Below are 21,312 nucleotides of genomic sequence, written 5' to 3'. Positions count from 1 at the left end.
TATTTCTTCTGATTCAGTTTTCAATGTGCAACAGATACATACAAAGCTCTTGCCTAATTAGGTAAGGGCTTTTTTCTATATTTTATCTTCCGTAAATCATATGTGAAAAAGTATAGATTTCTTTTTGATGACAAAATATAAAAGCAGAGGGGTGATAAAATGGAAACAAAACGTGCACAGGAAATTCTACAATCACCTGAAAAGATTGATGTAGGGTTTGAAGGCGTTCCGGTATGGATCGACTCCGTTGACGAACAAAGCAAAACAGCAAGGGTACATACAATGGACAATCCAACCGAGCGAAAAACGGTCGCGCTGTCGGAGTTAAAAGAACTGGAACATCATTAAGAACAAAAACGAGAGAAGCTGCTGAACAAAACGGCAGCTTTTTCCTTTATGAACAAAAGCTAACCGGAGACCTGAAAGATACCTGGGGTACACTATAGTCAGGAGGTGGACCGCCTTGGGTTGGTTGCTGTTTCTTATCGGAGCTGTACTGGCGTTTGTCACTGTGCAGAGAAGATGGTTTTATGACCCGACGCATCCGAAAAGACCGAAGAAAACCCGCACAAGTAACTGGTTCAGAAGCAAGTAGCAATCTTTGCAGGAGAGAAAAGCTTCTCTCCCCTCCTGCTTGCAGACCACCGCAATCGTATAGGCCCCATACGAAGGGATGCTCCGGACTTCCTGAAGGTTTTTTATCTGCATATCTAACTTGCTGAGGTTGAGACGACGTGATGTTTTCGGAAACTGAAGGGATTTTTCTTCTGTCCAGGAAGAGCAATGTAGCCAGAGTGTTTGGCGAGTTTCAATTTGAGCTGTTGCAACAGCTCAACGGATACTTAATAATCTCACGCAGCATTATATGACTTTTTCAAAATCGGTATCCATATTTCACTTTTGAAAGTTGGTGAGGTTACATCTTTATCCTCATTCCACAGGATTTCTGGACCTTCTGTCTGTTCATAGTTTGAGGATGGAAACCATTCGGAATAAATGCGTCCCCACACATCTTGCAGCGTATCAGGAAATGGTCCGATCGCTTCGAATACAGCCCATGTTAAGGCAGGAACTTCAAGCTGTGTTAGGTTATCTGGACACTCCTTAGTTGTTGCTACGCCAATATAGTGATCAAGTTCCCCTTTTTCCTCCATCCTGCCTTCGGAAAAGTTCGTGGATGCACTAAGCAGTCCCATAGGCTCGACATTAGAAAGTATTTTAAGTTGATTGATCGTTTCACCATCCAAGCTTTTCCACATAGAGGCAATCTCCGGATTAACCCCCTTGAAAATAATAGGAACTCTTTTTTTAATACCAACGATGCGAAATGCCTCTTTTTCTTCAATTCGATAGTTCATTTCACTTTCTCCTTTAATTGATAACTGGAAGGTCATTCGTGGGTAAGCTTTAAGTGAATGGCCATTATTTCTGGCTTCTGACGGTGTTATGCCATGCAAATTTTGAAAAGCTCGTGCAAAAGAATCTGGTGAGTTGTACCCGTATTTCATTGCAATGTCAATGATCTTTGAGTTGCTATCTTTAAGCTCAAATGCTGCAAGAGTAAGACGCCTGCGGCGGATGTATTCCGATAGTGAAATACCTGCAAGGAAAGAAAACATCCTTTTAAAATGATATTCGGAGCAGAAAGCCAGCCCTGCTACTTCTTTAAAGTCAATATCGTTAGTAAGGTTTTCTTCAATATACTTTATCGCTTCATTCATGTTCTTAAGCGAATCCATTATATGACCTCCTTTATCAATAGAATAGCAGGAGTTGAATGTATCCATCCGACATTTCGTGCACAATTATGTAGGGTCTATTCTTATTCATAAGCTTAGTATGCAAGCATACAACATAACAAATTAAAACAAAAGAATTTTGATTGCCGGATTGCTTCTATTCTCTGCTTTCGTTATTTATCAGCGGGAGCAAGATAGTGAACAGATTACAGCTTCCAGGAAGAGTTTCTTCTCCTCAGCAAAACGAAATCCCAGCGTAGACTGAAGTATCCCCCAAATTTGTAAATAGAATAGAAGCCAGGCATGCAACATGTGCTCACCTGGCTTGTTTTCCTTATCTATTATTTTTTTGTTTTCGGGAATAAAAAGTCGATAAACTTTTTTGCTGTTGGCTGGGGTTCATGGTTGGCAAGTCCGGGCCGTTCATTGGCTTCAATAATCACATATTCATCTCCCGCAAAGTCCGGGACCAGAAAATCCATTCCCACCACGGGAATATTGAGTACCCGACTTGCTTTCTCTGCGGCTTCTTGCAGAGAAGAGGAGACCTTATCCGTTACATCGGTAATGGTGCCGCCCGTATGATAATTGGCAGTTTTGCATACCTGTACTTCTTGGCCATCGGCAAGTACATCATCCCAGCTCAGATTCTGATGGCGGATGACGCGCTCCGTCTCTTTATTTACCGGGATTTTGGACTCACCATCTGTCTTCTCTGCGAGATATTTGTTTTTCGCTTCGATCAGCTGACGGACGGTATTCGCCCCATTACCTGTAATACATGCGGGCCTACGCTCGATGGCTGCGACAAATTCATGGTCGATTACAATGATACGCAGGTCGCGTCCGTGAACGAATTGTTCAAGTAAAATATGATTGCTATGCTCTAATGCGGATTCGATGGCCTGCCGCAATTCCGCTTCCTCGCGTATATCTACCGTGATGCCTCGGCCCTGTTCCCCGCTGGCCGGTTTAATTACTACGCTGCCCCATTCTCGCATTAATTCCGCCGCATGATTCATATCGGTATAAGAAGCCTGACGGGGCACACGCAGCCCGGCTTTATGCAAAGTCCGGTGCGTCAGCGATTTATCATCACAGATTGTCATTGCCATCGCACAGGTTTTTTCAGTGAGCGATTCGCGGCACAGCACGGACTTCCCGTCATAATGGAGGCGGTAAAGATTGGCTTCTTCGTCTACAATTTCAACATCGATACCGCGTGCTTTCGCTTCATCAATGAGTATTTGCGCATACACGTTCAAGGCTGCGGGCCTCCTGTATAATACACTTCATTAATATCATTCTTTCGTTTAATCACATAGACAGGAACTTGTTCAAAGCCAAGCGCTTTGTACAGGGCGATGGCTTTCTTGTTGTCATGCAGAACCGATAGGTCAAGGTAGCTACGTCCTTTGGCCAGATAATACTCGGCTACTGCGCGTACAAGAGCCCGGCCGATGCCTTTGGCACGCCGATCCGGATCTACGGCAAGTGCCCAGAAGCTCGCTCCATTTTCCGGGTCATTGAACGCGGCTTTATGATCGATACCTGTAATGGTGCCGATAATTTCTCCGTCTCCCGGATCTTCCGCAACGAAATAATTAAATGTTTGCGTGTACTGATTTTTTATCATGGTATCCTGGTCCGCCTCTACCATGCCGCATTTTCGGTAAATCTCATTGACCCGTTCCGCATCCCGTCGATCTATCATAAAGCGGATAGTAAAACCGCCGTGTCTACGTTTTGGCATGCGATAGTTATGCATCCAGAGCCGAAATGTAACGGATGGGTCGACAAAAAGAAGATTGGGTGCTTTAGACAGCAGTACATGATGGTTTCGTACATAGATGGCCAGATCCCGTCGTCCTGTTTTTTCCTCAAGGAAGAGGTCGATGAGCTTATGATGGTCATCGAATGTTTGCCCGAAGATAAGGTGACCCCAGCCGACGTCAATGGCCACCTCTGCATCCATTCCCTTCGTTTTTATCTTTGGAATGTTCTCGCTCCAGCTATGAAGAGAAGGGGTTTTAAACCGCTCCAGGCGAAATTTTTTTCTCTCTCCCCGATATTGCATAATTAACACCCCATCTTTTGCAGCCATAGTTCAAGCACGGTTAACTGCCATAGTTTGCTTCCGCCTAACACGGTCATATGATCCTCTGGTGCTTGCAGTAATTTTTCTACGTAAGCAGGGTTGAATAAGCCCCGCTGTTTTGCTTTTTCTGTTGAAAGAATTTCACGTGCAAAGTCCAGGTATTCATCACGCAGATATTTGAGGGCAGGCACAGGGAAATAACCTTTCTTCCGGTAGATGACTTCGTGCGGAATGACGCGCTCTCCCGCTTTCTTCAGGATGTGTTTACCGCCGCTCGCTACCTTGAGATCCGGAGGAATAGAGGCGGCAAGCTCGACCAGTTTGTAATCAAGGAACGGAACACGAGCTTCTAAGCCCCAGGCCATCGTCATGTTATCGACCCGTTTGACCGGATCGTCAATTAGCATGACGCGTGTATCAAGGCGAAGCGCCTTATCGACCGGTTCCGCAGCGCCCGGTGCGGTGAAGTGGTTTGCGACAAACTGTCCGGATACGTCAGGACCATGATAAGAAGTTTGCAGAGCTTCGATTACTTCCTCATGCGTACGGTCAAAAAACGCTTCTCTATATTCCGTTACTGCGTCCCGTGTTCCGTTCATTACTTTCGGATACCAGTGATAACCGGCGAACACTTCGTCTGCACCCTGCCCGCTGAGCACAACTTTCGTCTCTTTGCTGACTTCTTCCGAGAGCAGGTAGAATGCCACAGCGTCGTGGCTGACCATCGGCTCTGCCATGGCGCTGATTGCTTTTTCGATATTCGGAAGAAGACGTCTGGAATTAATGAAGATTTTTTTGTGTTCGGTACCGAATTCTTTGGCGATAATATCGCTATAGTAGAACTCGTTTCCTTCTTCCGTTCCTACATCCTCAAATCCGATGGAGTAGGTATGCAGAGACTGCGGATTACATTCCGCCATAAGCGCGACAATGAGGCTGGAGTCCAGCCCGCCGCTCAACAGGGCGCCGACGGGTACATCGCTGACCATACGCCGTTTGACGCTTTGCCGCAATTCATCAAGCACACGTTCAATCCATTCTTCCTCCGACAGCGTTTCGCTTCGCTCGAACTTTACGTCCCAGTAAGAAGAAATTTCTTTTGCACCGTCTGCACTGATGCTCATAATCGTCCCGGGAGCCAGTTTTTTGACGTTTTTAAAAATCGTATAAGGCGCGGGCACAACCGCATGGAAGCTCAAATAATAATGCAGTGCTTCGGGAGAAAGCTCCGGGCGGATCATGCCGGCACGGTTTAATGCTTGAGTATTGGAAGCAAAATAAAACGCGTGCCCTTCTTCGGCATAATACAGCGGTTTAATACCGAGCCTGTCTCGGCCCAACAGAAAGCGCCCACGTATTTGATCATGAATACAAAAAGAAAACATGCCGTTCAGCCTTTTAACAAATTCGTCGCCCCATGCATGGTACGCTTTTAGCAGTACTTCAGTATCGCTGGTAGAGCGGAACGAATATCCTTGTTGCTGCAGCTCGTCACGCAATTGCTTGAAGTTATAAATTTCGCCGTTATAGACAATTTCTAACTTCAATTCCTCATCGATCATCGGTTGGTGGCCGTTTTCTGATAGGTCGATAATACTCAGGCGCCGGTGCCCGAATCCGAATCCTTCTCCCATATAGACTCCAGAGGCGTCCGGACCGCGTGTCTCAAGCGCCGGAAGCATGTTTTGTACTGTTCCCTCATCTACATTGCCTTTGTCATATCGAATAACACCACAGATACCACACATTGTTTTTCACATCATCTCCTACAATACTTTCCTGGAATCAATTCCATAGGGGTCTCTGCTTCATTTATTCCACAAATAAGAGCCTGCTATATATAATTAGGTCTGTCGTAAGGTACGTTTTACAATATCTCATTTTCCTTTGTTATGCAAATTATTCAAAGAATTTGATTTTATCTTACTAAATATGATTTGATGGAAGAAAAAAAGACCTGCGTCCATATACCTTATGCAATAAGGTAAGCGGGCAGGTCTTTTAATTTGTGCCATTATGCGGCCTCAGATTCTTTGGAATGAACTTTTCTCATAAAATCGTTTACATCAGCAGGTACTTTACGGTCAAGTTTTGATACAATATAGACAGACAGGAAGCCAAGCGGTACTGTAACTAAACCGGGAACTTTAAATTGCAGGAACTCCGGCAGGGTGGACGTAAAGAAAATCATGTACATGGAAGCCAAAAGACCGATAACCAGGCCGGCAATCGCGCCTTTCTCTGTCATGCCTCTCCACCAGATGCCCAGAATGAAGATAGGCGTAAACGTACTGGCAGCTACGGTAAACGCAAGAGCCACCAGGTGACCGATGGAAGCGTTTTTAACCATTAAGCCCAGTGTTCCATAAAGGATACCGAGAATAACGATGGACACTTTACCTGCGATAACGCGCTCGCGTTCGCTGATGTTATTTTTGCGGACAAATGTGGCGTACAGGTCGTGCGCCAATGCACCGGAACTTGCGATAAACAGACCGGAAAGATTGGAGAAAATCGCCGCAAACGCACCTGCAATAACAAGACCAAGCAGCCATTCGCCGCCGAGCGCCTGTGCAGTGGACGGGATAACCATATTGTTACCGCCCGCAACCAGATCTTTCATAACCTGCGGCTCTGCAGTGCCGCTCAGGAAGATGGAACGGCCTACAGCGCCGAGGTATACGGCGAAGAAAAAGAAAACGCTTGCAATAGCGATAGCCATAAGTGCTGACTTACGCGCAGCTTTCGCACTCGGGTTCGTATAGAAACGGAGCAGGATGTGCGGCAGGCCGATTGTGCCGAGAGAAAGACCGATTGTCATGGACACGGTTTGCCAGAATGTCGGGAAGTAGTTTCCGGTGCCGGTCCAGGATGTACCGTCGAAGCTTACGTCTTTACCGTCTTTTGCATATTGTGCGGTGTCACCGATAACACCTTTGAATTCGCTGATGCCAGCGAGAATCTTGTCATAATGGAGACCGCCATAGATAGCAGCTATAACCATTAGGATGAACGCCCCGAGACGAATCCATAACTCCAGTGCCTGGTTTAGCGTCGTTCCTTTCATACCGCCGATACCAACATAGAAAATCATAACTGCACAAGTAAAGATGATGCCGAATTCATAGCTTGTTCCGAAGAACATGCTTAAGATTTGTGCAGCACCCAGAAGCTGAGGAGCGGCATAGAAACCGGAGATGGCCAGAACGACAGCCACAGCGGCCAGGCGAGCACGTTTGCTGTGGAAGCGGTAAGCCAGGAAGTCTGCAACCGTATAGGCGCCAAACCGGCGCAACGGTCCGGCTACGAAGATTGCAAGCAGCGTCAGACCGATCGAGAAGCAGAAAGCGTAATAGGCACCGTCATACCCAAGCTGGAAGGTAAGACCGGCGATACCGAGAAAAGTCGCGGCGCTCAGATAATCACCGCCGATAGCGGAGCCGTTGGTGAACCAGCCGAAGCTTCGGCCACCGACGAAGTAATCAGAAGCCGTAGCGCTTCGTTTAGTTAAATACGTAATGTATACGATGGTTCCCATCAAAAGGATGGTCATAATCATTTTAGGCTCTAGCAGTGCCTGCATCATCCGATGTCCCTCCCTTCAGGTTTGCCGAATGAGGATCCGTCGCTGCTTTGGTATTTTTGTAAGCGTTTTTCATAAAGGGCAGTATGAATGTAAGCAATAATGAATGCCATAGCCATCGCGACAATGCCGGTGAGGAACCAGGAGTACGTCATGCCTCCCCATATGCGAGAAAACATAAATTCGGGCGCGAACCAGTTTAAAATCGGAATAGCAAAAATGAATGCGTAATAGAGCAGGCTTAGTTTAAAGCCGGTAGAGAACTCGTCTTTCATGATTTTATTCGTCTCGGGATCAAGCGGTGGAAGTTCGCTAACATCGATGGTACCTGCGGCGACATAATCATACTCAGTATACTCATTTGCCATATGTTTCTTCTCCTCCTGCTCAGATAGATTTCTATATCTGTTTGGTGCCGTTTTTTATCCTCCCTCCTTAACATAACGGCAGAAAATATTTTTTATTGATTGATTGTACTTCATCGACAGGCAAGATGCCTTACAGAAAATTATCTAAAATATATAAAAATTTGTCCTATCTTAAGATTTTGGGCATAATAAGTTTGAAAAATTGTAAGTGGCAGTACAGCGGGCAGATTGAGCAAAAGGGGAGAGAAAAAATTGTACAGCATTCAACTGGCAATCGAAGATAAAAGAGAAAAAGCCAAAATAGAAGCGTGGATTCGGGCAGAATGTGCGTCTCAATGTGTAATTTTCGAAGGAGATAACCAGCCGGGCTTTCCGCATATTCTTAATTATGGAAATTCGTACGCCCTTCGATTGGGTACGCATCCACCGCATCCGGAAACGGAATAGAGAGTGCCGCGTTTTTCCGCTTATCTGTCCCGAACTGCTTCATACTTCGTCGCTTGCCATTGAGCTTGAACTTCAATCATTGTTCGCCAAACCTGTAAAGAAGAATTTGTTTATTCGTAATATAAAACGAGCGTTTGAATCATTGGCGAATGAGAGCACCGGATCGTTTAACTATAAAGATATTTACGAACAAATGCAGGCGGAAGGGAGAGCGGGACAGGACGACGCTCCATTTCAGGAAGCGTTTCTGCGCCGTTTGCTGCGAGGGGAAATTTCTACTGAGCAGGAAGTTATCGAAGCCCGGACGTTTCTTCCCGGTGCCGCAGTCCCCAATATTGTGTGTTTTATCCAGGGGTTTGTCCGGTTTCCGGAACAGGAAGAAAAGGAAGGCTGGCAGGCGCCGACTGTAATACAGGATTGTTTTCTTGAAGAGTTTTCCTCCTATGTACCGCATTTGTTTTTTCTTCCGTACCGGAAGCATATGGTCATGCTATTCCGCGTTCCATCTGCATGCGCCTCCCTGCGTTATTGGAAAGAAGGGCACGCGAGTATGCTGCGCGTTATCGATAGATTGGAAGGGGAATACGGCATTCACATATATGTAGGCGTTGGATCTGTTTACCGGGAGCCGTTGCTTCTGCATCATTCGTACCGTGAGGGCAGGAAGGCGCGCCGCACGCCACCGTATGAGAGATTATCGCTTCGTTATTATGAAGAAATTACGAAGGATGAACAGCTGCAAAAATGCATAGAGTACATTGGAAAGCATTATACGGAAAATTTATCTGTAGGGCAAGTGGCCGCACAGATTAACTTAAGCGTTCCTTATTTTAGCCGTCTTTTCAAAAAAGAGACAGGACGAAGCTTTGTTTATTATGTAACGTTTGTAAGGATACAGCGGGCGGTGTGGTTGCTGCGTCATACGAATCTTACCATCGAACAGATTGCCGAGGAACTGGGGTTTAATACCCCCAATTATTTCAGCTGCACTTTCAAAAAATATGCAGGGCTTTCCCCCAGTGAATACCGAGCTACGAAAGAAATTATTTTTCTGTGAAAATCGTGAGGAAAGAAAGAGGAAAAGAGGAAATGAGATCCGGGGAAGAAAAAGGCCTTCGCCTTTTTCTACATTGAACAGGTGACCCATCTGGTCATCGGCAAGGTGGATGGCATCGAGAAAAACACCAGGAAAGACACGACGAAGAAGCGAAAAACTACCCAGCGCCGCCGTCAGCAACTCTCCCTGTGGGAGCATGGCCGGCTTACGGTGTACCTCACCTACAAAGCAAAGAAAGCCGGTGTGGTGGTGGAAGAAACCGGAGAAGCCTACACCAGCCAGGACTGTCCGTTCTGCGGCCGTCGGCACCAAACAAGGACACGCCGCTTTTTCTGCCCGGTGACAAAGACCGGAAGAATCCCACGTGCTTCAGCCGTGGGAGAAGGTCAAACATTTTTAGATGGGTGTCTCGATGCGTTCCGGATGCGTATATACATTGAGCGAGTTGCCGCGGATAAAACCAACGGCCGTAATGCCGAGCTCTTCCGCAAGATCGAGAGCCAAGCCTGTCGGCGCTGATTTGGATAGGACGACTTCACAGCCAATTTTCGCTATTTTCAATAACACTTCCGAAGAGATACGTCCGCTGAAAGCGATGATTTTGTCCTGCATAGAAATCTTATGTTTTAAGCAGTGTCCGTAAATTTTGTCCAGCGCATTATGGCGTCCGATGTCCATACGTGAAAGAATGATTTCGTCTCGATCGCACAGCGCCGCGTTGTGGACGCCGCCTGTATTCTGAAATACATCCGAGCCTTCCTGCATCAGGCGGATGAGACGGAAGCAATCTTCAGCAGACAGTGTGACGTTCTTCTCTTTCATTACTTTTGCCGTACGCGCGTCGTTATAGAAATAAAAGTTTTGTCGGCTTTTTCCACAGCAAGAGGTAATGTAGCGCCTGGAATAAAATTGCTGGTTGATTTTCTGCGCTTTATGCAATTCTACATGTGCAAATCCTTCTTGTTCCTGTACTAGCAAGCTTTTAATGTCCTCATAGGAGCGAATGACCCCTTCAGAAGCCAGAAATCCAACCACAAGGTCTTCGATATATTCGGGCGTACATACTACCGTAGCAAATTCTTCTTCATCGAGAAAAATTGTTACAGGGAATTCGCTAACCACTTCGTCCGTACATTCATGCAGCTCATTGTCACGGTAACGCAGGATGGTCCGCGTGTGAACAATAGGTTGAATCATAAATATCCCTTCCATTTGTTCATAGATTTTTCTTTCTTCATTATTTTAAGCTTCTTACCTCTAATGTCAAAAGAAAAATCATCGACCGCTCTCTTGTATTCCCTTTTAAAACGTGCAATGCTAGAAAAAGGAGGAAGAGAATGTATGGAAAAATCAAATCGTGCACGTATCGCTCATGAGTTCAGCAATATTGTTCGAGAAATACGGAAAACGCATGTCGGCAAGGGACCTACACATATCGTCACTCGCTTTGTCGGGCCGTGGGCAATCTGCGAGATGAAAGGCAACCTGACAAGCGTAGAGAAATTTATGAGTCGAACAGCGGAAGGGCAGCGAATGATTCACGCAACGCGCACGGAATTTATCAAGAAAATCTATGAGGACTTGTCTGTCGGAAAGCCCTTAGAAGAGCTGGTCAACGCCAAACTGCTCACGCTGTTTGTTGATTTTCGGTTCGAACTGGATACGGCTATGACGGTTTTTGTTTTCGAACGTCCATTGGGTCTGGACAGCTAATGAAATTGTGTCTATAATGTTAAATATGTTTTAAAGTAGGTTTGCATAACATATATAAGGTGGGTAAAAGATTAAGTTGCAAAGTTGATTGCTGAAAGCGCATTCTACTTGCTCCTTAGTTTTTTCGCTTTTCTGATATGGCGGATTGGTTACCGGTACTTGCGTGCCGCAGGCTATTCCATCATGAAACAGTTGTGTCAGAGGCGCAGTGTCTCTACAGATCCGTTTTGTGATGGAATTTTTTTTTGCAGGGAGACAGACGATCGGGCCGGTTGCTCAATCTGATTGAACAAGGGGGAGAAAAATGAGTACAACAACGAAACTGTCCGTTCGCATTAACGGCAAAGAGTATCAGGCAGTCGAAGGGCAGAATATCGTCGATGTCATAAAGGAACAAGATATTGAGATTCCGCATATTTGCTATCATCCGAATCTGGGCACTATTCAAACGTGCGACACATGTATGGTAGAGATTGACGGTAAGTTGGTGCGCTCCTGTGCGACGAAAGTGGCGGAAGGTATGAATATTGAGACCAAATCACCGGCAGCCAAAGCGGCTCAGGTGGAAGCGATGGATCGTATCCTCGAAAACCATCAGCTATACTGTACTGTCTGTGACAACAATAACGGCAATTGTCGCATTCATAATACGGTAGAGATGATGCAGATCGAGCATCAAAGCTATCCGTACCGGCCAAAGCCGTATGAAGTCGATATGTCTCACCCGTTCTATCGTTACGATCCGGATCAGTGCATTCTCTGTGGCCAATGCGTAGAAGCCTGTCAGAATGTTCAGGTTAACGAAACACTGTCCATTGATTGGGAGCGTGACCGTCCGCGCGTTATCTGGGATAACGATGTGGCGATTAACGAGTCGTCCTGTGTTTCCTGCGGACATTGCGTGAATGTATGTCCGTGCAATGCATTGATGGAGAAATCCATGCTAGGTGAAGCGGGAATTATGACCAGCATGAAGCCGGAGCTTTTAAGCCCGATGATTGATCTGGTAAAAGAAGTAGAGCCTGGCTATAGCGGCATCTTTGCCGTATCGGAACTTGAAGCGACGCTGCGCGCCACCCGTACAAAGAAAACAAAGACGGTTTGCACATTCTGCGGCGTCGGCTGTACGTTCGAAGTATGGACCAAGGGACGGAAGATTCTCAAAATCGAACCGACTCCGGATGCGCCGGTTAACGGTATTTCTACCTGTGTAAAGGGCAAGTTCGGTTGGGACTTTGTCAACAGCGAGGAACGTCTGACGAAGCCGCTCATCCGCAGAGGCGATGAATTCTACGAGGCGACATGGGACGAAGCGCTTTCTCTCATCGTAAGTAAGTTCAAGGAGATTAAAGAGCGTGACGGTGCAGACGCGTTCGGCTTCATCTCCTCTTCCAAATGTACGAACGAAGAGAATTACCTGCTGCAAAAACTGGCGCGCTCCGTTATCGGAACGAATAATATCGACAACTGTTCACGCTATTGCCAATCCCCGGCGACGACGGGACTGTTCCGCACTGTGGGCTATGGCGGTGATGCGGGTACGATTTATGACATGGCCGGTGCGGGTCTCGGCATTATTGTCGGCGCAAATCCGGCGGAAGCGCATCCGGTTATCGCGACCCGACTGAAACGCGCACGCAAGCTGAATGGACGCAAACTCATTGTTGCAGACCTGCGCAAGAACGAAATGGCGGAGCGCTCCGACCTGTTCCTGCGGCCGGCGCCGGGAACGGACCATGTATGGCTGTCTGCCGTAACGAAGTACATCATCGACCAGGGCTGGCACGATGTCGAATTCCTTCATAAGCGCGTAAACGGATTTGAAGAATATAAAAAGTCGCTTGAAAAATATACGCTTGAGTACGCGGAGAAAACGACGCGCATCCCGAAAGAGCAGCTTATCCAGACGGCAAAAATGATCCATGAAGCCGACGGTACGGCCATCTTCTGGGCGATGGGGGTTACGCAGCACTGCGGCGCAAGCGAAACCAGCACGGCGATCAGCAATCTGCTGCTTGTGACCGGCAACTTCGGACGTCCGAATGCAGGCGCTTTCCCGCTGCGTGGACATAACAATGTACAGGGCGCCTGTGACTTCGGTACGCTGCCGAACTTCTATCCGGGATACGAATTGGTAACGGACGCCGCTGTGCGCGAGCGTTACGAAAAGGCATGGGGAGTCGCGCTTCCTTCCGAAAAAGGACTGGACAATGAGGGTATGATCAAAGCGATTCATAACGGTGAAATGAAAGCTATGTTCCTGATGGGCGAAGATATGGCCTGGGTAGATGCTAACTCTAACCATGTTCAAGCAGCCCTTGAAAAGCTTGAATTCTTCGTCGTACAGGACGTGTTCTTTACGAAAACGGCACAATTCGCCGACGTGATACTTCCGGCAAGTCCGAGCCTGGAGAAAGAAGGTACGTTCACGAATACGGAACGCCGCATTCAACGTCTGTATCAGGCGCTTGCGCCGCTGGGCGAATCCCGTCCGGATTGGCAGATTCTTATCGATCTGGCGAACCGTCTCGGCGCGAATTGGAGCTACTCAAGCCCGGCTGAAGTAATGGCAGAATCGGCAAGTCTTGCACCGCTGTTCGCGGGAGTATCGTATGAGCGTCTGGAAGGATATAATAGTTTGCTGTGGCCGGTGCAGGCGGACGGTACGGATACGCCCCTTCTGTACACGGAGCGATTCCCGTTCCCGGACGGTAAGGCACGCCTGACGCCGACCGATTGGATTCCGCCGGTGGAAATGCCGGAAGAGTACGACCTGTTCCTGAACAATGGCCGTCTGCTTGAACATTTCCATGAAGGAAACTTGACCAACAAGTCCGACGGGTTGATGTACAAAGCTCCGGATACGTTTGTGGAAGTATCGCCGGAGCTGGCGCAAGAGCGCGGCATCAAAGACGGTTCGCTCGTGCGCCTGCAATCCGAATATGGTGCGGTGAGACTGCGCGTTGTCGTGACCGACCGTGTACAGGGTAAAGAGATTTACGTACCGATGAATTCTGTGAGTGAAGATTCTGCGGTTAACCTTTTGACGAGCAGCTTCTCCGATGTGACGACGCACACGCCGGCGTATAAAGAGGCCAAGGTAAAGATGCAGGTGCTTGAAGTGGAAGGCGCAAGCCCTCTGCCCCGTTTCAATTCCCGTTTCGGCAAGCGGAATCCGCAGCGCGGGGTAGAAGTGGAGCGCAAGTGGAATCGTGCGGATTATCGTACGCTTGAAACCGTCGGACGGGGGGAGAAATAAATGGCGAAACCGATAACTGTCGTAAAGAAACATGAACCGACCGAAGCCGAAAAACAGGCCATGGCGCTGGGCGAGCTGGTCAGCATCATAGCCAAAAACGGCGAAGCGCTTCAAGAAACGTTAAAGCTGATTCAATTGCTGCACGAGAGCGGCGCACTAGAAATTATCGGCGGCTTGATTCAGTCAAGGGAGAAAATTATGGAAATCGGCATCTCTCAGCTATCCAAACCGACAATGACGCGCGGCGTCAACAACGTAATGAGCGCTGTCGGCATGCTGGGTGAGTTGGAGCCGGAGACGATTAAAAAAGTGTTCGAAGGCATTGTCAACGGCATGCAGCACTCTGCAGAAGAAGTGCGTGCAGGCAAGAAAACCGGTATATTCGATTTGATGAAAGCCTACAAAGACCCGGACATCAACCGCGCCATGACCGTTATGCTCGGCTTCCTGAAGGGCATGGGACAGAAACTATAGGTTGTATGGTGAGAACAGAAGAGATATGAGATCGTAAAAAAGAATGCGTAATTGCCGAAAGAGGCTGTCTCAAAAGGTCGTTGAAAAGCGACTTTTTCGGGCCAGCCTCTTGTTGTGTCCTGATTTTTGGTTATTTATGGATATTGGAGTTTTTTTTATTAGAGGGGAGCACATGCGGCCTCTCTTTTTACGTCAAAAATGTCATCTTATAGATCGGATTCATATCAAGCCGCCTGCAGAGCGAATCATTTTCCGCACGCTTTCATAGTATTCAGGCCGCATTACAACCGTCAGTAAAATATCCCTTCCCCGGATCGTATCGTCATCACCGTCGCTCATGCCGCTTGCACTCGGGTGAGCGGCCATCATGATATTGGCGTCGATTTGACCGGGTGAAGCGTCGGTTGTCAGTGAAGCAAGACTGGCGAAGTTGCCGGTGATGGAATTAATCGGTCGTTCCGGTTCGGGACCGGGATATAGACCGATGCGGTCCACCTGGAGAGCGATAATCCCTTCTTGCGCGGCTAACTGCTGCCGTATGTTTTCGGCTTGTTCGGGTGTATTGAAATAGGCGAGAATGTATTTTTCGTCCATGCTCCGTCGTTTCCTTTCCGAAGGGTGAAAGCTTCTCTTTATTATTGTTTGCACGTGTCTTTTTTCTTATGCATCTTATACATGAGCCGGAAAGACGTGCCGCATAAAAATCCAGCAAAACAGCAGCAGAAGATTCAGCGCCATCAAATATAGGACAAGCACCAGAGAACTGCCGGTAGTGGCGACGAACAGTACGAATACCAGGGTACTGAGCAGACGTCCCAGGCTGAAGGCAAACTCCCGAATAATAATATACTCGACCCGCAGCCTGGCTTTTTCCATGCTTTCGCCGATCACGTCAAAACTTGTCGACACGAGCGGTACAGCGAAAAAAGGATAAAACAATGCGGTACCGATTCCGAGCAGAAGCAGAGTGCCGAAGCGAAGCTGCGCCAGAAGCGGCAGCACGGATACCGAGAGCATGAACGCGCCGATGAGCAGCGAGCGGCCGCGCCTGTGAGGTCGAATCCATTTGCCGACCGCATAATAGGACACCAGAGAAAGAATGGAAGTGAAGAGGGCATAGGTGCCGACCGTAAATTCGCTGGCCGATGCGACGAATACCAGGAGGCCAACGAGAAAAATAACCACGCCTTCCCGCATGCCCCAGAAAAAGTATGAGAATACAACATAGTGCCACTTTGAAATATCGCGTGTATCTGTCCAAACGCTGCGCAAATCCAGTTTCCCTTCACACTTCCGACCGCAGATGAAGAAGCTGACGATAACCGCCAGAGTAAAGATGATAAGCGATAAGGAGAAAATGAGCCGATAGCCGTTTGTCTGATGGGTAACCAGCCAGCCTGCGAAAAAAGGAGCGCCACCGGCCGCTATCGACATTAGGAGTCCGTTTGCCCCGTTAAAGACATCGCGGTTGTCAGGGCCTGTAATTTCGAAATACATGACATAATAGCCCAGCCAGTAAAACCCCGCACCCGTACCGAGCAGCAGGCCGAGCGGCACAATATAGGCCGTCGCCGATTTACCGAGCATAAGCACTGTAAGATAAAACACGGCCATAATGAAGACACCGATCCGTATGCTCAACACCCGGTCCCGGCGTTTAATCAAATGGCCCCCGATCCAAAATGCAATCGGGATGGCGAGAAAGGTAAAAAGGTTAAACAGCCCGATTATAGCGTAGTCGCTTTTCACTTTCCACAGGTAGACGTTGACGAAGGTGTTGGAGAGCCCGATGGAGCTGAGATACAGCGTATTCATCAGCAGCAAAAGCCTGGCCTGGCCATCAAGTTTTCCTGTTTGTTCCATGAAAAAGCTCCTTTTACAAAAAGAATACAACCTCATGGTTAGCTTGTCCGCTCCGTTTCATCTTTGCTCAAGCAAAGATTTCCATCATAATTTTTGGTTGGGATGTAAGAATATGAGTAGAAAACACGATTGGTAAATTAAAACAACATAAAGTGGGGTGATGGGAGATATTATGATATAATAAATGATAAATTTAAGGAACTTTGCATGCTTTTTGTAATTTTAACAAGCTATTTGTATGTTTAAACTTAGTTTTGTGAAAAGAGGAATTGATATGTACGAAAATCTTTTAAATATATCTGAAGCTGCAAAGCTACTGGGAGTTTCGCCAAGTACACTGCGGCGGTTAGAGAAGAATGGGACTGTTGAAGGTTATGGTCTAAAGGTTTTATATACTCCTGGAGGCCAAAGAAGATATATTCTAGATGAGTTACAACAACTTTACTCCAATCAAGGATTTTCAGGACAAATTGGATTTGGTAACAAACCGGCTCTTCTCATTCGTGATTTAACCATAGCTTTTACTGAACCGCATTCTCAATTATCTATTAAGATTGAAGAGCAAATTTCTGCAACAAAACGACTTATAGAAGAAGCTCTTTCCCATAACATACCAATTATCTTTACTATAACAATATACGATTCAACTAATAGGGTATCTAAGTTATGGTGCCAGAAGTTCCCATCCCTTCAGATTTTGGATCGTCAAAGTACGTGGGTCAACATTCATCCAGATCTTAGTGACTATTCTTATGATATTATTAATCCTACCGTGCATATTACTGACTTGTATAATTGTCAAGTAGATGATTTTCTGAATGAACGCCAGATAGATACTGTAATACTGGCTGGTGCTACAACAAGTGGAAGCATAAGAGCAACTGCTGTAGATGCTCTTCAAAGAGGTTACAGAGTAATTATTCCTAAAGAAGCTGTGGGAGATCGTAATCAAACCCTGCAAAACTCGACATTAATAGACTTAAACGCAAGATATGCAGATGTCATGAGTATAGAGAAGGTATTAAAAGGCATGAAACCGCCGATAGAGAGCTCGGATTAACTTTGCTAAGGAGAGTGAAGTAAGTCATATGATACGCATTCGTCCAGAAGAACTATCTGCTAAAGATAATTACAAACTATTAACAGGAACGATTGTCCCCCGTCCGATAGCTTTTGTTACCACTCTTTCTACTGTTAATCAAATCGTCAATGCTGCCCCATTTAGTTATTTTAATATCATCAGCAGCACTCCCCCGCGTCTATCTATTTCAGTACAGCGAGTAAATGGTAATATGAAGGATACCGCTCGGAATGCAGTAGAGCGAGGAGAGTTTGTTGTACATGTAAGTAATGAAGATATGATAGAAGAGATTAACAAAACAGCGGCCTCCTTAGATCCGGATGAAAGCGAACTTGATTTGACACAACTGCATACGGTTGATAGCACACATATTTCTGTGCCCGGTATTAAGGAGGCACCCATCCGTTTTGAATGCAAACTTGAGAAGCACCTTACATTTAATGGGGAAGACGGTAAAATCACTGCTGATTTATTAATTGGTCAAATCGTTTATTACCATATAGCTGACGATTTATACGATCAAGATAAAGGCTATATTCTTGTGGATAAAGTAAAGCCTGTAAGTCGTCTGGCTGGAAATACCTACGCTAAACTTGGTGAACTATTTTCGATTAAACGTCCCACTTAAATCATCTAACCGTTGTATAAAAAGAAAACATAGAAGAAATCGGAAACCACAGGAAACCTTTATATTGGGTTTACATTTTTTACAAGAACTTTAAGCGGGGTTAAAAGTAGCCTAAGAAAGTGTCTGTACAATAAAAACATAGGGAAATTGAAAAATACATATCGAACGAAAAAAGCGGAGAGTGATAAACCTATGGAAATGAACCGCAGACAATTCTTAACGTATCTTGGTACAGGCACAGCAGCGCTGGCATCCCTTGCTACGGGTATTACGGCTTTTGCGGCCGAGAAGACACTGTCCGGAAAAACGGCAGATCATCTCTTCGGCATGGATGAGGACAAGCATAAGCCGTCCAATTTTAAGTTCAAACCGATTCAGGCGACGGATAAAGACGATCTTGTACTACCGCAGGGATACAAATATGACGTTATTGCTTCATATGGGGATAAAATTAACACCAAAGGCGACACCTTCGGTTTTAATAATGACTTTACCTGTTTTCTGCCGATTGAGGGAAGCAGTGAGCACGGCTTGCTATGGGTGAACCATGAGTACCTGGGTGAGTTAGAATACTATGTAACCGGTTATGACACACTGAATGCCGACCCGGAAAATAATACACGTACGGCGGCACAGATTGAAAAGTATCTGTACGCGCTGGGCGGGTCAGTGATTGAGATTAAAAAAGAAAACGGAAAATGGCGTCTTATATCCGATTCGAAATACGGCCGCCGCGTCAGCGGTTTAACCAGGCATGCATTGACCGGTCCGGCTGCAGGCAGCTCCGCGGTGAACGGAGCCCGTGAAGTAGTAGGGACGTTTGCCAACTGTTCGGGCGGGGTTACGCTATGGAATACGATCCTCTCCTGTGAAGAAAACTTTGATAGTGTTGTGGCAGATACCAAATTAAAAGACGCGACCCACTATGGCTGGGTGGTAGAAGTGGACCCGTTCGATCCGAATTCTGTGCCGAAGAAGCATACGGCTTTAGGCCGGTTTTCTCATGAAAATACCGCCATGACAATTGCACCGAGCGGACAGCTTGTCGTATACATGGGCGACGATGCTAACGATCAATATGTATACAAGTATGTTTCTAAAGGTGCGTACAATAAAGCGGCTGGCAAAGCAAATGCGAAGCTGTTGGAAGAAGGTACACTGTATGTAGCCAACTTCAGTAAAGGGAAATGGATTGCGCTGGATTATACGAAAAACGAGGCGCTGCAAAAAGCGGTAGACGCAGATAAGAAGCCGATGTTTGCTTCCCAGGCCGACGTGCTTGTAAACTGCCGTGAAGCGGCAAAAGCGGTAGGCGCAACGCCGATGGACCGTCCGGAAGATTTGGAAGTGCATCCGATTGACGGCAGCGTATTTATCGCGCTGACAAACAACTCTAAACACGGTAACTTCTATGGGCAGATTGTCCGTCTATTTGAAAAAGACAACAATCATGCAGCAGAAGAATTCATGTTTGAGATTTTCGCGACGGGCGGCCCACAGAGCGGATTCGCCGCACCGGACAACCTTATGTTTGACAGTGCGGGCAATCTGTGGGTAGTAACGGACATTTCATCCACGTCTATGAACAGCGGAATTTACAAACCATTCGGCAATAACGGAATGTTTTTCATTCCGACGTCCGGAGCGGACAAAGGCATCGCATCACAATTTGCTTCTGCTCCAATCGGTGCAGAAATGACGGGACCCTGGTTTACGCCGGATGAGAAGACGCTTTTTCTGTCCGTACAGCATCCAGGCGAGAATCTGGAGGCGTACACGGCACCTACCAGCCACTGGCCGAAGAGCGGTATGTCGATTGCACTGCCAAGCGTCGTAGCGATTACCGGATTTTAATAAATAGGAGGACGATTGCATGCTTTCAAACATCGGAATTCCCGGGTTGATTCTTATTCTCGTCATTGCGCTCATCGTATTCGGACCGAATAAACTGCCGGAGATTGGCCGTGCGTTAGGCCGTACGCTAACAGAATTCAAATCGGCGTCGAAAAATCTGATTAATGGTGATGAGGAAGAAGAGAAGAAATCTACACCTATGCTGGTAAGCAGCGAAGAGAAAACAAAGAAATTATCGTAACTAATAAGTTTGATGTTAGAAGAAAGAGCGGCATTTAATTGTGCTGCTCTTTTTATTTATGCAGTCAAGCATAGATGCGGGATCGGCAGATAGACTTTATGCACTAACTGAAAAATAGAAAAAGTAAATCGAATAAACATGAACACATGTGTGGGGATCTGGTTTGTCAAGAGAAATATTTGGAAGAAACATGAATTTTATGTTACTTTTATTGTCAGAATCGTGTATACTATTTTTCGGTTGATTTTTACGTTAAATTATTATTTCATCATTGCAACCTTAATAAAATGAAAATAAGGGGATTGAAATGGTGGGTATGAAAACGGAATGTATGTTTGAAAACCGGGAATTTGCCTGTTTGACGGACATGATCGAGACACTATTGCATGAAGCGAATCGGCAAATTGTCCAAATCGATGTCGGACAAAAGAAAAATACGGCAACAGAAAGAGCGTATGCTAAATGGCGTCTGCTGCATCTTCAAAAATGTTTCGGTGAGTATATACCTGAGGAGTATCGAAGTACGTATAATTCTCTCTGGAGCCATGTATACCGTTTAGAACACCAGGTAGGTTACCGACATCCGTATATTATTTATTTGTTGGAAAAAATTTTCTGTCAAAACTCTTCCCATGTTGGATAGGCGCCGCTCTTCTATATATAGAGGGGCGTTTTTTATAGAAAACCGCCATGGCTTTTCAGCCGCAACCCTGACATGAAAATCATGGGAAGAACGACTGCTTTTTTGGGTACGAAGGAAAAGAGAGAAGACAACGAGGGGATGATTTCAATGTGGAAAAAGGCGAAGGCATTTTTCTTCCTTAGCTCTTTTTTCCTCCCTCTTCTCCCTCTTTCTTCATGATTTTCACAGAAAAAGCATAAAAAACGCAAGTGCAGGCATACTATG

21 protein-coding genes and 1 pseudogene are annotated in these 21,312 nt (G+C 46.4%); 12 read left to right on the top strand and 10 right to left on the bottom strand.

Annotation, left to right across the window (positions count from 1 at the left end; all coding sequences use genetic code 11):
- The first annotated feature begins 159 nt into the window (after positions 1 to 159).
- Together B2899_RS10320 and B2899_RS10315 are read left to right on the top strand one after the other, a co-directional pair.
- Positions 160 to 348, top strand: a complete 189-nt coding sequence (locus tag B2899_RS10320) for an H-type small acid-soluble spore protein (RefSeq protein ID WP_146811959.1) — start codon at positions 160 to 162, stop codon at positions 346 to 348.
- Between the two features lie 115 nt (positions 349 to 463).
- Entirely contained in the window at positions 464 to 595 is a 132-nt protein-coding gene (locus tag B2899_RS10315) for a hypothetical protein (protein WP_286885582.1), read from the top strand.
- A gap of 256 nt (positions 596 to 851) precedes the next feature.
- Here B2899_RS10315 and B2899_RS10310 read toward each other — a convergent pair whose 3' ends face one another.
- The 6 genes from B2899_RS10310 to B2899_RS10285 all read right to left on the bottom strand — a co-directional run bounded on the left by B2899_RS10310 (position 852) and on the right by B2899_RS10285 (position 7,788).
- On the bottom strand, positions 852 to 1,739 hold the full coding sequence (locus tag B2899_RS10310) for an AraC family transcriptional regulator (RefSeq protein WP_286885581.1): 888 nt from the start codon (positions 1,737 to 1,739) through the stop codon (positions 852 to 854).
- Positions 1,740 to 2,080: 341 nt separating this feature from the next.
- Positions 2,081 to 2,998 (bottom strand): ATP-grasp domain-containing protein, encoded by a 918-nt coding sequence (locus B2899_RS10305; RefSeq protein WP_286885585.1) that lies wholly within the window; start codon positions 2,996 to 2,998, stop codon positions 2,081 to 2,083.
- A gap of 2 nt (positions 2,999 to 3,000) precedes the next feature.
- Positions 3,001 to 3,816 (bottom strand): GNAT family N-acetyltransferase, encoded by an 816-nt coding sequence (locus B2899_RS10300; RefSeq protein ID WP_286885579.1) that lies wholly within the window; start codon positions 3,814 to 3,816, stop codon positions 3,001 to 3,003.
- Between the two features lie 2 nt (positions 3,817 to 3,818).
- On the bottom strand, positions 3,819 to 5,585 hold the full coding sequence (locus B2899_RS10295; RefSeq protein WP_286885577.1) for an N-acetylglutaminylglutamine amidotransferase: 1,767 nt from the start codon (positions 5,583 to 5,585) through the stop codon (positions 3,819 to 3,821).
- 266 nt (positions 5,586 to 5,851) lie between these two features.
- Positions 5,852 to 7,423 (bottom strand): cation acetate symporter, encoded by a 1,572-nt coding sequence (locus B2899_RS10290; RefSeq protein ID WP_286885575.1) that lies wholly within the window; start codon positions 7,421 to 7,423, stop codon positions 5,852 to 5,854.
- Positions 7,420 to 7,788 carry a hypothetical protein gene (locus tag B2899_RS10285; RefSeq protein ID WP_286885572.1) on the bottom strand — a complete coding sequence of 123 codons (369 nt, stop codon included), beginning with the start codon at positions 7,786 to 7,788 and terminating at the stop codon, positions 7,420 to 7,422. The genes B2899_RS10290 and B2899_RS10285 overlap by 4 nt, the downstream gene beginning before the upstream one ends.
- A gap of 388 nt (positions 7,789 to 8,176) precedes the next feature.
- Between B2899_RS10285 and B2899_RS10280 the strand changes: the two genes are divergently transcribed.
- Together B2899_RS10280 and B2899_RS18445 are read left to right on the top strand one after the other, a co-directional pair.
- Entirely contained in the window at positions 8,177 to 9,292 is a 1,116-nt protein-coding gene (locus B2899_RS10280) for an AraC family transcriptional regulator (RefSeq protein WP_286885569.1), read from the top strand.
- 81 nt (positions 9,293 to 9,373) lie between these two features.
- A pseudogene (locus B2899_RS18445) lies at positions 9,374 to 9,622 on the top strand (zinc ribbon domain-containing protein); the annotation flags it as partial.
- A gap of 66 nt (positions 9,623 to 9,688) precedes the next feature.
- Here the strand turns inward: B2899_RS18445 and fdhD are convergent.
- Positions 9,689 to 10,486, bottom strand: a complete 798-nt coding sequence (fdhD, locus tag B2899_RS10275; protein WP_414631767.1) for a formate dehydrogenase accessory sulfurtransferase FdhD — start codon at positions 10,484 to 10,486, stop codon at positions 9,689 to 9,691.
- Positions 10,487 to 10,633: 147 nt separating this feature from the next.
- On the opposite strand from fdhD, the gene B2899_RS10270 reads away from it, so the two are divergent.
- From B2899_RS10270 to B2899_RS10260, 3 genes are all read left to right on the top strand, one after another.
- Complete coding sequence (locus B2899_RS10270) at positions 10,634 to 11,005, top strand: DUF2294 domain-containing protein (protein WP_146811950.1); 372 nt, start codon at positions 10,634 to 10,636, stop codon at positions 11,003 to 11,005.
- 304 nt (positions 11,006 to 11,309) lie between these two features.
- Entirely contained in the window at positions 11,310 to 14,264 is a 2,955-nt protein-coding gene (fdhF, locus tag B2899_RS10265; RefSeq protein ID WP_286885564.1) for a formate dehydrogenase subunit alpha, read from the top strand.
- The gene (locus B2899_RS10260; RefSeq protein WP_286885562.1) at positions 14,265 to 14,738 is read left to right on the top strand and encodes a DUF1641 domain-containing protein; all 474 of its coding nucleotides are present in this window, start codon (positions 14,265 to 14,267) and stop codon (positions 14,736 to 14,738) included.
- Positions 14,739 to 14,957: 219 nt separating this feature from the next.
- Here B2899_RS10260 and B2899_RS10255 read toward each other — a convergent pair whose 3' ends face one another.
- Together B2899_RS10255 and B2899_RS10250 are read right to left on the bottom strand one after the other, a co-directional pair.
- A complete protein-coding gene (locus B2899_RS10255) occupies positions 14,958 to 15,332 on the bottom strand; it encodes a hypothetical protein (RefSeq protein WP_146811947.1) in 375 nt (124 codons plus the stop codon).
- 75 nt (positions 15,333 to 15,407) lie between these two features.
- Positions 15,408 to 16,601 (bottom strand): MFS transporter, encoded by a 1,194-nt coding sequence (locus tag B2899_RS10250; protein WP_170230371.1) that lies wholly within the window; start codon positions 16,599 to 16,601, stop codon positions 15,408 to 15,410.
- 274 nt (positions 16,602 to 16,875) lie between these two features.
- Between B2899_RS10250 and B2899_RS10245 the strand changes: the two genes are divergently transcribed.
- The 5 genes from B2899_RS10245 (at position 16,876) to B2899_RS10225 (ending at position 21,048) form a co-directional block, all read left to right on the top strand.
- Positions 16,876 to 17,661, top strand: coding sequence for an isochorismatase family protein (locus B2899_RS10245; protein WP_286885559.1), 786 nt, complete (start codon positions 16,876 to 16,878; stop codon positions 17,659 to 17,661).
- Between the two features lie 28 nt (positions 17,662 to 17,689).
- Entirely contained in the window at positions 17,690 to 18,310 is a 621-nt protein-coding gene (locus B2899_RS10240) for a flavin reductase family protein (protein WP_146811944.1), read from the top strand.
- Positions 18,311 to 18,502: 192 nt separating this feature from the next.
- Positions 18,503 to 20,164 carry a PhoX family protein gene (locus tag B2899_RS10235; protein WP_286885555.1) on the top strand — a complete coding sequence of 554 codons (1,662 nt, stop codon included), beginning with the start codon at positions 18,503 to 18,505 and terminating at the stop codon, positions 20,162 to 20,164.
- A 19-nt stretch (positions 20,165 to 20,183) separates the two neighbouring features.
- Positions 20,184 to 20,405, top strand: a complete 222-nt coding sequence (gene tatA, locus B2899_RS10230; protein ID WP_146811942.1) for a twin-arginine translocase TatA/TatE family subunit — start codon at positions 20,184 to 20,186, stop codon at positions 20,403 to 20,405.
- A gap of 307 nt (positions 20,406 to 20,712) precedes the next feature.
- Positions 20,713 to 21,048 carry a hypothetical protein gene (locus B2899_RS10225; RefSeq protein WP_246147419.1) on the top strand — a complete coding sequence of 112 codons (336 nt, stop codon included), beginning with the start codon at positions 20,713 to 20,715 and terminating at the stop codon, positions 21,046 to 21,048.
- Positions 21,049 to 21,080: 32 nt separating this feature from the next.
- On the opposite strand, the gene B2899_RS10220 is transcribed toward B2899_RS10225, so the two are convergent.
- A partial coding sequence (locus tag B2899_RS10220) for a hypothetical protein (RefSeq protein ID WP_286885550.1) occupies positions 21,081 to 21,312 on the bottom strand: 232 nt, incomplete at its 5' end.

The sequence above is a fragment of the Aneurinibacillus sp. UBA3580 genome, from assembly GCF_002375825.1.
Lineage (GTDB): Bacteria > Bacillota > Bacilli > Aneurinibacillales > Aneurinibacillaceae > Aneurinibacillus > Aneurinibacillus danicus.
Note: the sequence above shows the minus strand (reverse complement) of the source record. Positions and strands in the feature narration are given on the sequence as shown.